Source organism: Paenibacillus sp. FSL H8-0280 (genome assembly GCF_045040665.1).
Classification (GTDB): domain Bacteria; phylum Bacillota; class Bacilli; order Paenibacillales; family Paenibacillaceae; genus Paenibacillus; species Paenibacillus xylanexedens_A.
The window spans coordinates 2,509,243-2,521,980 of record NZ_CP150296.1; the positions used below are offsets into that span (position 1 = coordinate 2,509,243).

A 12,738-nucleotide genomic window follows, 5' to 3' on the forward strand; every position below is an offset into this window, starting at 1 on the left:
GCTAATGAATGCAGGACAAGCAGGAAATACTGTGAATATGCAGAATCCATTGAATTAGGAACGAATAAAAGGAGGGGTTTCATGGAACAGCGTGTTGAAATGCAGCTTGGTGGAAGAAAGCTTACGCTTGAGACCGGGCGTTTGGCCAAGCAGGCTAATGCTGCCGTTAAGGTAACATACGGGGATACCGTGGTATTGTGTACCGTGACAGCATCAAGTGAGCCGAAAGATCTGGACTTTTTCCCATTAACGGTGAACTATGAAGAAAGATTGTACGCCGTAGGTAAAATCCCGGGAGGATTTATTAAACGTGAAGGCAGACCGAGTGAGAAAGCGATTCTTTCAAGCCGTCTGACAGACCGTCCAATTCGTCCTTTGTTCCCGGAAGGCTTCCGGAATGATGTACAAGTTCTGAATATCGTTATGAGTGTGGATCAGGATTGCGAACCGCAAATCGCTGCAATGATTGGTACATCAGCAGCATTGAGCATTTCGGATGTTCCATTCAGCGGACCGATTGGTGGCGTGAAAGTGGGACGTATTGATGGCGAGTTCATCATTAACCCAACGATTGCACAGCTTGAAGTCAGTGATATTGAACTGGTCGTTGCAGGAACCAAAAATGCCATCATGATGGTTGAGGCCGAAGCAAACGAAGTGCCGGAAGAAGTGATGCTCGAAGCAATCATGTTTGGACATGATGAGATCCAAAATATTATTGCTGTAATCGAACAACTTGTGCAAGTTGCTGGAAAAGAAAAAATGGCTGTTAAGTTGCGTACCGTTAATGCTGAAGTTAACAGCAGTGTGCGTGAATTCGCCAGCGCTCGTCTGGTCGAAGCGGTTAAAATCGCCGAGAAGCATGCTCGTCAAGATGCAATCGATGTAGTGAATGACGAAACCGTTGCTCACTTTGAAGAGAAATATATTGAAAGTCCGGAATTGTTCAAAGACGTGAAGGAAGTTCTGCACGATATCGTCAAAGAAGAAGTGCGTCGTCTGATCACGCATGATAAAGTTCGTCCGGATGGACGTGGACTTGCTGAAATTCGCCCAATTGAATGTGATACATCTCTGTTGCCACGTGCACATGGTACAGGACTGTTTACGCGCGGTCAAACGCAAGCACTTAGCGTTTGTACACTTGGTGCACTGGGTGATGTTCAGATTTTGGACGGAATCAGTCTTGAAGAAACGAAACGATTCATGCATCACTATAACTTCCCACCATTCAGCGTAGGCGAAGCGCGTCCATTGCGTGCTCCAGGTCGTCGCGAAATCGGACATGGTGCTCTGGGTGAGCGCGCGCTTTCCAAAGTGATTCCTTCCGAAACGGATTTCCCATACACGATTCGTTTGGTATCTGAAGTTCTGGAATCCAACGGCTCATCATCTCAGGCAAGTATCTGTGCCAGCACTTTAGCCATGATGGATGCAGGTGTACCAATCAAAGCTCCAGTTGCGGGTGTAGCTATGGGTCTGATCAAAGATGGAGATCATGTATCCATTCTGAGTGATATTCAAGGTATGGAAGATCACCTCGGTGACATGGACTTTAAAGTAGCTGGAACACCTGAAGGTGTAACTGCAATCCAAATGGACATCAAAATTGCTGGTATTAATCGTCAAATTTTGTCTGATGCATTGGCGCAAGCCAAAGAAGGCCGTATGCACATTTTGGGCAAAATGAACGAAATTTTGAAAACTCCACGTGAGCAGTTATCACAATATGCGCCTAAAATTACAACGATGCATATCAATCCGGACAAAATCCGTGATGTTATCGGTGCAGGTGGTAAAATTATCAATAAAATCATCGAAGAAACCGGTGTTAAAATTGATATTGAACAGGATGGACGTGTCTTTATCGCTTCTTCTAACCAAGAGATGAATGATAAAGCCAAAGCGATCATCGAAGGTATTGTGCGCGAAGTATTGGTCGGCGAGATTTATGTCGGCAAAGTAAAACGCGTAGAAAAATTCGGTGCATTTGTTGAAGTACTTCCGAACAAAGAAGGTCTGGTACACATCTCGCAACTGTCAACTGAACGTGTTGCCAAAGTGGAAGATGTTGTAGCTATCGGTGATTCCATTACGGTAAAAGTAACGGAAATTGACCCACAAGGTCGAATCAACTTGTCCCGTAAAGCAGTTTTGACTGCTGAAGCTCCGGCTCAATCCTAGGATACCGAAGCGACAGGTTATAAATGGATAGATTGAATGAAGAGACAGAATGTGAATTTCTGGCTCTTTTTTTAACGTTTAAATACGTAAAGCAAGGATGAAACCATGGCTTAGCATTCATATTTTTGCCCTTGTCCTCATATGATGGGGACAAAGACGGCGGGAGGATGGAGCTGTGGGAAACCAATCCAAAAAGCTGGCGGCTGTTCTGGCGGGTGTGACTGCGGTCATATTGATCGGACAAGTTGGCAGTGTACGTACATACATTACGGAGATCCGTGATGGGCCAGGTACGCAAAATGCTTTTGACATGTTTAAGGAGGCAACTGGAGAAGATGCGCTGTTGTCTGCGATTAGGGATAAAGCGGCTGAAACGAAAATTGCTCCGGTAAATGCCAGAGTGGATCGGGTATGGAAAGCGATTCCTGGTTATAATGGCATGGAGATTGATGTGGAAGCGACATACCGTAAGGCGCTTAGTGGAACGTTGAATACCAAAATAGCGTATGTCTACCGTCAGATTGAGCCGGAGATCCAGCTTAAGGATTTGGGTGCACATCCGATCTATCGGGGGAATGCAAACAAACCGATGGTTTCTTTTATGATTAATGTGGCCTGGGGGAACGAATACATTAAACCGATGCTGGATACGCTCGATGCCGAGAAAGTGAAGGCTACTTTTTTTCTGGATGGAAGTTGGTTAAGCAAAAATGTTGAACTGGCCAAAGAAATTCAGAAGCGTGGGCATGAGATGTCCAACCATGCATATTCTCACCCTAATATGAGTCGACTGAGCGCAGAACGGGCCAAGCTGGAAATTAGCAAAACCCAGGATCTGCTCCATAAAACACTGGGCGTAGAGAATCGTTGGTTTGCTCCGCCTTCCGGTGACTTTAATCAGAAGACCGTTGACATTGCTTCATCCATGGGACTGCACACCGTGTTATGGACAGTAGATACTGTGGATTGGCGTAAGCCAAGCCCGGATGCCGTTGTTGCCAAAATTGCAAAAAATACCGAGGCTGGAACGTTAATTCTAATGCACCCTACAGCTGCTTCTTCGGGAGCTTTAAAGGGCATGATTCAATCCATACGGGCCAAAGGTCTTGTGCTCGGAACAGTAAGTGAGACGCTGTCTTCGGAACGTGTAAATACCTCTGCGGTTGAGTGAACGTTGTTTTTTTGTTAATATCAAACAGTTGGAACCAAATGTCGATTTCAATTTCAAGGTTGAGATCAAGGCAATTATAGAGATGTAGGAGGGCCAACCATGAAAAAAATTCAGCTGGGCAATGGCCTCAGAGTTGTCATGGAACAGATACCGACCTGCCGTTCTGTGTCTTTCGGAATATGGGTCAAGACAGGTTCGCGCAATGAGCAACCTGCAAGTAACGGAGTATCACATTTTATTGAACACATGTTATTCAAGGGAACAGATCGTTATGATGCCAAGGCGATTGCGGAGCAGTTCGATGCGATTGGTGGTAACGTGAACGCGTTCACTTCCAAAGAATACACGTGTTATTATGCTAAAGTATTGGATGAACATTTGCCGATTGCGGTTGATGTATTGTCTGATATGTTTTTCCGCTCCAAAATGGATGATGGTGAATTGATCAAGGAGAAAAACGTCATTCTGGAAGAAATCTCGATGTATGAAGATACGCCTGATGATATGGTACATGATCTGATGGCCTTGGCCGCCTATGGTGAGCATCCACTCGCATACCCAATCCTGGGTACGGAAGAACGTCTCAAAGCGATGGATTCCAGCCATCTGCGTGCATATATGAAGGAGCACTACACGATTGAGAACACGGTCATTAGTATCGCGGGTAATATTGATGACAGTGTAATCGATCTGATGGAGAAGCATTTTGGTGCTTTTGATGTAAATGGAGTATCGGAAGCAGTCACGATGCCAGCCTTCCAAAGCGGACAGCTCTTTCACAAAAAGAAAACGGAACAGAATCATATCTGTATCTCGTTCCCGGGCTGTAAAATCGGAGATCCGCTGCAATTTGCTATGGTTGTTCTGAATAACGCCATTGGTGGAGGCATGAGCTCCAGACTGTTCCAGGAAATTCGTGAGAAACGGGGCCTTGCGTACTCCGTGTATTCCTATCATAGTTCTCATGCGGACAGCGGACTTTTCACGATATATGCGGGTACAGCACCGAAACAGACCAAAGAAGTGCTCGATCTGACCAAAGAGGTTCTGCGAGACCTGGCTGTTAACGGCTTGTCCGAAGATGAACTTCGTAAAGGAAAAGAACAGCTGAAAGGTAGCCTGATTCTTAGCTTAGAAAGCACAGGCAGTCGCATGAATCGTCTGGGTAAAAACGAGCTTATGCTGGGCAGACACCATACGCTGGATGAGATGATCACCAAAATTGAGCAAGTTACCATGGACGATATTAACGCGGTACTAGATCTGATGTTTGCTGAACCTTTTGCACTTGCTATGGTTGGCGCTTCAGATAAGACGATCGCTGGATTGAGAAGGGATGATTTTGTTGCATTACGTTCAAATACAGAAACTGCCGGGCAATGAAGATATTAAACTGCCTCAAAAAATGTCGGAGCTGGCATCCGGCTTTGATGTAGTAGCTGCACTTCAGGAAGATGTTGTATTGCAGCCGGGTCAGCGTACGCTGATCCCTACCGGACTTGCGATGGCAATGCCAGCTGGATTGGAGGCACAGATTCGTCCTCGGAGCGGACTGGCTTTCAAACACGGAATTACCTGCCTCAACACACCGGGGACCATTGATGCGGATTATCGCGGAGAAGTTAAAGTGCTGTTGATTAATCTGGGTCAGGAACCGTTCACGATTGTACGGGGAGAGCGCATCGCACAGATCGTCTTCCAGACCGTGCCTGCGGTTGAATTGACTGAAGTGAATGAACTTTCGGAAACGGTACGTGGCGAAGGTGGATTCGGTCATACCGGGAAATAAGCAACGTAAATATACTCATTCTTTAGAGTCGTCCCTGACAGGGGCGGCTCTTTTTTACATTTGAGAAACGGATGGTGGAATGCAATTATTGTTTTCACCCCCCTGTGGGCCCCTGCATACGATAAGGCATACATGTGGTGAAAGGAGTGACGTCCCGATGCTGACCGGAGTCCGGATTGTAGTCCTGGGCGGAGATGCGCGGCAGCTTGAAGTCATTCAAAAGTGCGCTGAGCTGGATGCAACGGTAAGTGTGGTGGGTTTCGATAAAATAGAGCGTTCCATTCCAGGGATCGAGCACCAGGAACTGGAGGATGAAGTGTTTGCTTCCGCAGATGTACTCGTACTGCCTGTTGTCGGTTGCGATGAGCAGGGAAAAGTAAGTACTTCATTCAGTGACACACCGATCTATTTGAAAAAGGAACATATTGCAGCATTACCAGAGCATTGTATTGTGTTCACAGGTATGGCAAAGCCGTTCTTGCGTGAACTTTGTCTTGAAAATGGGCTGCGACTTGTTGAAGTACTTGATCGTGATGATATTGCACTTTATAACTCTATTCCAACAGCTGAGGGAGCCATCGCCATAGCTATTCGGGAGACGGACTTCACAATCCATGGTTCGGAATGCATTGTGCTTGGCATTGGTCGAACAGGATTCACAATGGCCAAAACACTGCAGGGACTTGGAGCAAATGTACGGGTGGGAATCAGGCGGGAAGAGGATGCTGCCCGCGCTACAATAATGGGCTGGAAGCCTTTCATGACAACGGATTTGGCCGCTCAGACCGGGGAAGTTGACTTGCTTTTTAATACGATACCGACTATGATAATCACAGCACAAATCCTGTCCAGAATGCCGCAAAAGGCTGTCATTATCGACCTCGCATCCGCTCCTGGCGGCTGTGATTTCAGGTATGCCGACAAACGCGGTATCAAAGCGCTACTTGCGCCTGGCCTCCCCGGCATTGTTGCTCCCAAAACGGCTGGCGGCATTATTGCCGACGCGTTGATCCGTTTGCTTTTGGAAGAACAGAACGCACGGGAGGTTAAATCATGAACTGGCAGGGAAAAACGGTAGGTTATGCAATTACGGGTTCTCATTGTACGTTTGAAGAGGTTATGCCGGTAATTAGCCGCTTCGTAACTGAAGGTGCCAACGTCATTCCGATTATTTCGAATTCGGTTCTGACGACGGATACACGCTTTGGTACGGCGCAAAATTGGCAAAAACAGTTGAAAGATATAACAGGTAATGATATCATTTCTACAATTGTTGAAGCGGAGCCATTAGGGCCTTCCAAGCTGCTTGATGTGCTGGTTATTGCTCCATGCACAGGGAATACAACAAGCAAGCTGGCTAATGCGATGACCGACAGTCCAGTGCTAATGGCAGCCAAAGCGCAGATGCGCAATCAGCGTCCGCTTGTGCTCGCGATTTCCACGAATGACGGTCTGGGCTTGAATGCTGCGAATATCGCCAAATTGCTTGTGGCTAAATACTTGTATTTTGTGCCATTTGGGCAAGACGATCCAGTGAAAAAACCAAACTCGTTAGTCGCCAAAATGGAATTGATTCCAGAGGCTTGCTGGAGTGCTCTTGAGGGCAAACAGTTGCAGCCGATGATTGTGGAGCGTTCTTCACAGGCTTGATGGAACAATGATTTGGTGACAACGTTTATGCGCTTGGAGAAATGAAGAAGGGTTCGAGAGACAAAGAAAATCATGGGGGACAATATGCTGGATTGAACAGCTACTATGTCCACGTTCCTGTCTATAAGGCATTCCTGCTTGCGGGCAGTACAGGTTAAGCAAGCGGGAGAGGTCTATTGTGAATGTATGCATCATGACCTCGATAACAACCGCGACCTTTGATTTGCGATTGTCCCAGACAATTACAAAAAAATAAGGAGCGGCATGGAATGCCGTATAAAATGCTGAAATTATCGCATCAGAACGCTCCCTAGAGTGATCCATTTGTTGATTTGACCCGTGTCCAGTCTTCTTGCGTACACAAATGGAGGAATAAAGATGCGTATCATGGTACAGAAATTCGGAGGCACGTCTCTCTCCACTGTTCAGGCGAGAGAGCATGTGCTCCGTCATGTTAAACGTGAACTTGAAGCAGGATTGAGTCTGGTCATCGTTGTGTCTGCGATGGGGCGCCGCGGCGAGCCATATGCGACCGATACGTTGCTGGACTGGGCTGCACAGAACGGAAACGCACTATCCGCACGCGAAAAGGATTTACTGCTGTGCTGTGGTGAAATCATATCGGCGACAACGTTGAGCAGTTTACTCGAACATGAAGGCATTCCAACTACAGTGCTGACCGGTGCACAAGCAGGTTTTGTGACGGACGACAATTTCGGGAATGCCCGGATATTGGATGTCCGTCCTGTTCGTGTGTTGGAGCAGCTTCAGCTTGGCCGTGTCGTTGTTGTAACCGGATTCCAGGGGCAGACAGAGAACGGAGACTTCACGACATTGGGTCGTGGGGGAAGCGATACGTCTGCTACAGCTCTCGGTGCAGCATTACGTGCTGAAATGGTGGATATCTACACAGATGTGAACGGGATACTCACCGCTGATCCGCGAATTGTTGAGGATGCACGTCCACTGACTGTTGTGAGTTATGCAGAGATCTGTAACATGGCCCACCACGGGGCCAAGGTAATCCATCCACGTGCGGTTGAGATTGCGATGCAATCCCAGATTCCAGTGCGGGTAAGATCTACTTTTGCAGACACGGAAGGAACGCTGGTTACGCATCCGGAAGGATTCCAGGATGTGCAGACAGGCATTGTTGACCGTTATGTAACAGGCATCGCCTACGTGAGCAATGTAACGCAAATTACGGTGGATGTGCCTGGTGGTGGTGCAGATCGATTGCAACTAAAAGTGTTCAAAACCATGGCTGAGAATTCAATCAGCGTTGATTTTATTAATGTTACCCCCTCGGGAGTTGTCTATACGGTTTTTGACAGTGATTCCGAGAAAGCCATACAGGTATTGCAGGAGATAGGTCTCAAGCCACAAAGTCTGTCCGGTTGTGCCAAAGTGTCCGTCATTGGCGGAGGCATTAATGGTGTACCTGGAATCATGGCTCGAATCGTGGAGTCCTTGACACTGGCAGACATTCAGATCCTGCAATCGGCAGATTCGAATACAACGATCTGGGTACTCGTAAAAAAAGAAGATATGGTTCAGGCCCTGAGGGCACTTCACGCCTCATTCGAACTTCATTTGTAAATAACTGAAGTTAGAGGAGCCAAACCTGTTTTGAAGGAGGAATCGAATTGGACTTTGGAAGATTGATTACAGCAATGGTCACTCCGTTCAATGAACAAGGAGAGATTCATTGGGAGGAAACGGCACGTCTAATCGACTATCTGATTGTAGATCAAAAGTCGGAGACGCTTGTGGTTTCTGGAACAACAGGGGAGTCTCCAACACTTAGTGATACTGAGAAAGTTCAATTATTCGAATTTGCAGTGAAACATGCGGCCGGTCGGTGCAAAATTATAGCCGGAACGGGAAGCAATAACACGGCACATTCCATCCATTTGACACAGGAAGCTGAACGTGCCGGAGTGGATGGCATTTTGTTGGTTGTTCCGTATTACAACAAACCTAGCCAAGAAGGTTTGTTCAAACATTTTGAAGCGATTGCAGGCTCCACCAAGCTGCCAATTATGCTCTACAACGTGCCTGGGCGTACAGTAACCAGCCTGTCAGCAGAGACAACGCTTCGTCTTGCACAGATTCCTAACATCGTCGCTACGAAGGAATGTGCGTCTATGGAGCAGGTGACGCTGATTGCAGCAAGTGCTCCAGAAAATTTCAGAGTTTATTCCGGTGATGATGCTTCAGGCTTACCAGCGATTGCGGTTGGAGCACATGGAATTGTCAGCGTGGCCAGTCATGTCGTAGGGGCAGAAATGAAGAAAATGATTGACGCCTTCTATGGCGGAGCACCTCTTCAGGCTGCTCAGATTCATCAGCAGTTGTTCCCAGTGTTCAAAGGCCTGTTTGAGTGTCCACAGCCTCTACCAAACCCCGTAGCGGTGAAATATGCGCTGACATTGCGTGGTCTAGACGTTGGTTCCGTACGGTTGCCCCTTATTCCGCCAACGGAAGAGGAGCAGGTTTATATCAAAGGTTTACTTAATTTGTAATCATTTTGGTTGTATATGGCACTATTTTATTAATCATGGGAATATCCTTCAGATCAGCAAAAGAACCGCTCCTCTTCCTAGAGGCTGCGGTTCTTTTTTTTACGAGTAATGTGAGGTTTCTTTTCCACGGCTAAGGGGAAACCTACAGGTTAACGAGAGAGTGACTTGTTTTTTTTGTTTTTAATCATGTATAATGATGTCAAGTGACTGGGTGCGGTATTTTTTTGAAATTGAAAGCGACATCGTTTCGTGGTGTAGCTTTGCGGTGAAAAAGGAAGGAACGGCTAAGAGGGAATTTCAAATCCAACTTGTTGGTCAAAGGGAATAACTTCGAAGAACTTCTTCCAAATATCGTGAATAAAGGTGTTCTTTTGCATTCATCCCGATAGGTGGGTATGTGATGTATGGACTACTTTTCTTAACTTACAATAAATAATAAGGTACGACGTCCAACTACCATAGGAGGTTTAGATTCATTTGTCTAAGAAAAATAATAACGATAAACTGATGATTTTTGCTTTGGGCGGCGTAGGCGAGATTGGTAAAAATATGTACGTCATCCAATACGCCAACGACATTGTAGTCGTAGATGCTGGTCTTAAATTCCCGGAAGAAGATATGCTTGGTATTGATATTGTCATCCCTGACATTTCTTACCTGACTGAGAACCGTGACAAAGTAAGAGGAATCATCCTTACTCACGGACATGAGGATCACATTGGTGGTCTGCCATATGTTCTCAAACATCTGAATGTTCCTGTATACGGAACAAGACTTACGCTTGGACTTGTAGAAAACAAGTTGAAAGAAGCGAATTTGCTGGGTGAAACAAAACGTATTCTGATTGATGCTGATTCTGAGATCCAACTTGGATCTGTTCTGAAAGCATCGTTCTTCGCTACTAACCATAGTATTCCGGATTCTGTTGGTGTATGTGTCGAAACACCGGAAGGTGCAGTTGTTCACACAGGTGACTTCAAATTCGATCATACTCCAGTCAATGGTCAATATGCAGATCTTCAGCGTATGGCACAGATCGGAACAAATGGCGTGTTAGCGCTGTTGTCCGATAGTACGAACGCTGAGAAACCTGGATTTACACCATCGGAGAAAAATGTGGGTATCGTTCTGGAAGATATCTTCCGTAAAGCTAGTCAACGTGTTGTTGTAGCGACATTTGCTTCCAACGTACACCGTATCCAACAGGTGATCAATGCAGCAGAAGTGACTGGACGTAAAGTTGCAGTTATCGGACGCAGCATGGTGAATGTGGTTGGTATTGCTTCAGAACTGGGTTATCTTGAGATTCCGGATGGCATGATCATTGAGCCTGAAGAAGTAGGCAAGATGGCAGCTGATCGTGTCGTGATTCTCTGCACAGGAAGTCAAGGAGAGCCAATGTCAGCATTGACACGTATGGCTCGTTCCACACACCGTAAAGTGGACATCCTGCCAGGTGACACCGTCATTATCGCAGCAACACCTGTTCCAGGTAATGAAAAATATGTAGGCCGTACGATTGATGAACTGTTCCGTCTGGGTGCTAACGTGCATTACAGCGGTGCTAACAGTGGCGTCCACGTATCTGGTCACGGTAGCCAGGAAGAGCTGAAACTGATGCTTAACCTGATGAAACCGAAATTCTTCTTGCCAATTCACGGTGAATTCCGTATGCAGCGTCGCCACGCGGTTCTTGCTGAATCTGTAGGGGTAGAACCTGAGAACATTTTCATCACGGATATCGGTGAAGTGATTGAAATTCAAGGTGGAGCAGCACGTAGAGCAGGTAAAGTTACTGCAGGTAATGTGTTGATCGATGGCTTGGGTGTAGGCGATGTGGGTAACATTGTACTTCGTGACCGCAAATTGTTGTCACAAGATGGTATCCTTGTTGTTGTGGTAACACTGAGCAAACAGGATGGAAAAATTGTTTCCGGTCCTGACATCATCTCTCGCGGATTTGTGTATGTACGTGAATCGGAAGGACTACTGGATGAGGCCAACCGGATCGTTAGCAGCACATTGCAGAAGTTGATGAGTGAGAACGTTAACGAGTGGGCTTCACTCAAAACAAATGTTAAAGATGCACTGGGACGCTTCCTGTATGAGCAAACTCGTCGTAGACCGATGATTTTGCCAATCATTATGGAAGTTTAAAATAAGCTAAACAAAAACATATATTCAGGCACACAGTCGCCCCTTCTCTACGAGTAATATTGGACGGTTCCTCGTAGAGAAGGGGCTTTTTTTGCGTTTTCGGGAAGATCTGCAATAGCGTCAATATGTGAAGCAATTTGATGTAGCGGGTATAAGGCGGTTGGAAAAATCCCCATACTAAGGAAATACATTAAATGTTTCTGGAGAAGGGGATTATTGAAATGAATGAACGTATGAATGACAAGCAGGCGTCAAGATCCAATCAACCGGATGTTGAAGCGCCGGAAATTCCGATTCAGGAGGAAAAGGCCATCTCTCCCGTGACAGAGACTATTCAGCAATTTGGGCAGACACAGTCTCCTGCAGGTGAGTCGAATATTTTCTGTATGACCATTATTGGACAGGTCGAAGGGCATTTGATTTTGCCGCCACAAAATAAAACAACAAAGTATGAGCATATCATTCCACAGCTGGTGGCCGCAGAACAAAATCAGCGTATTGAAGGTATTCTGATCATTTTGAACACGGTAGGTGGAGATGTAGAGGCGGGTCTGGCCATTGCAGAGATGATTGCTTCTCTAAGCAAACCTACGGTGACTGTGGTCATTGGAGGCGGGCATAGCATTGGAGTACCGATTGCTGTAGCTTCAACATATTCCCTGATTGCGGGAAGTGCAACGATGACGATCCATCCGATTCGGATGAACGGCCTTGTCATTGGTGTACCTCAAACGTTTGAGTATATGGAGAAAATGCAGGAGAGGGTTGTTCGATTTGTGACTTCTCATTCGAATATCTCTGAAGAGATGTTCAAAGAACTGATGTTTAAGACCGGTGAGTTGAATCGGGATATTGGTACAGCTGTAGGAAGCGCAGATGCAGTGAAATATGGATTGATGGATGCAGTAGGCGGAATTGGGCAGGCTATTGCTCAGTTAAATCAGCTCATAGGAGACAAGAGACAGACTCTGCAGGCGGGAGGTTATACCCAATGACACTATATACCGTGATGCCTCCTGAACAACTCTGGTCGGGAATGTGGAAAGAGGGCGAAGATACGAGGGAGATCAAAATGAATGGTTTGTTAATGCAGGTGAGACCTGTTAATGACAATGAAGCCGTTATTGTACGTTTGCTGGATTGTCCACTTGAAGCCTATCTCAATCCTGCTAATATGCCTGGTTCGACCATTCCGCTTTCGGGTAACTTGGGATCAGCATAACGCGACGAATTCAGACAAATTGAGCAGAAAAAGAACATAT

Annotated in this window: 11 protein-coding genes; all 11 read left to right on the top strand. The window is 46.2% G+C overall.

The window, feature by feature from the left end:
• The first annotated feature begins 81 nt into the window (after positions 1-81).
• The 11 genes from pnp to MHI12_RS11350 all read left to right on the top strand — a co-directional run bounded on the left by pnp (position 82) and on the right by MHI12_RS11350 (position 12,698).
• On the top strand, positions 82-2,184 hold the full coding sequence (gene pnp, locus MHI12_RS11300) for a polyribonucleotide nucleotidyltransferase (protein ID WP_315936305.1): 2,103 nt from the start codon (positions 82-84) through the stop codon (positions 2,182-2,184).
• 175 nt (positions 2,185-2,359) lie between these two features.
• On the top strand, positions 2,360-3,355 hold the full coding sequence (locus MHI12_RS11305) for a polysaccharide deacetylase family protein (protein ID WP_127543747.1): 996 nt from the start codon (positions 2,360-2,362) through the stop codon (positions 3,353-3,355).
• 99 nt (positions 3,356-3,454) lie between these two features.
• Positions 3,455-4,738, top strand: coding sequence for a pitrilysin family protein (locus tag MHI12_RS11310; protein ID WP_076318531.1), 1,284 nt, complete (start codon positions 3,455-3,457; stop codon positions 4,736-4,738).
• A complete protein-coding gene (gene dut / locus MHI12_RS11315) occupies positions 4,698-5,144 on the top strand; it encodes a dUTP diphosphatase (RefSeq protein WP_017689132.1) in 447 nt (148 codons plus the stop codon). The genes MHI12_RS11310 and dut overlap by 41 nt, the downstream gene beginning before the upstream one ends.
• Positions 5,145-5,301: 157 nt before the next feature.
• On the top strand, positions 5,302-6,201 hold the full coding sequence (dpsA, locus tag MHI12_RS11320; RefSeq protein ID WP_017689131.1) for a dipicolinate synthase subunit DpsA: 900 nt from the start codon (positions 5,302-5,304) through the stop codon (positions 6,199-6,201).
• Positions 6,198-6,794 (top strand): dipicolinate synthase subunit B, encoded by a 597-nt coding sequence (locus MHI12_RS11325; RefSeq protein WP_341006923.1) that lies wholly within the window; start codon positions 6,198-6,200, stop codon positions 6,792-6,794. The genes dpsA and MHI12_RS11325 overlap by 4 nt, the downstream gene beginning before the upstream one ends.
• Before the next feature lie 378 nt (positions 6,795-7,172).
• Positions 7,173-8,393 (top strand): aspartate kinase, encoded by a 1,221-nt coding sequence (dapG, locus tag MHI12_RS11330; RefSeq protein WP_036670402.1) that lies wholly within the window; start codon positions 7,173-7,175, stop codon positions 8,391-8,393.
• 47 nt (positions 8,394-8,440) lie between these two features.
• Positions 8,441-9,319, top strand: coding sequence for a 4-hydroxy-tetrahydrodipicolinate synthase (gene dapA / locus MHI12_RS11335; RefSeq protein ID WP_036670403.1), 879 nt, complete (start codon positions 8,441-8,443; stop codon positions 9,317-9,319).
• Between the two features lie 477 nt (positions 9,320-9,796).
• The gene (locus MHI12_RS11340) at positions 9,797-11,476 is read left to right on the top strand and encodes a ribonuclease J (protein WP_076208870.1); all 1,680 of its coding nucleotides are present in this window, start codon (positions 9,797-9,799) and stop codon (positions 11,474-11,476) included.
• 221 nt (positions 11,477-11,697) lie between these two features.
• Complete coding sequence (locus MHI12_RS11345) at positions 11,698-12,471, top strand: ClpP family protease (RefSeq protein ID WP_405172394.1); 774 nt, start codon at positions 11,698-11,700, stop codon at positions 12,469-12,471.
• Complete coding sequence (locus MHI12_RS11350) at positions 12,468-12,698, top strand: YlzJ-like family protein (RefSeq protein ID WP_036609282.1); 231 nt, start codon at positions 12,468-12,470, stop codon at positions 12,696-12,698. The genes MHI12_RS11345 and MHI12_RS11350 overlap by 4 nt, the downstream gene beginning before the upstream one ends.
• The last annotated feature ends 40 nt before the right edge of the window (positions 12,699-12,738 follow it).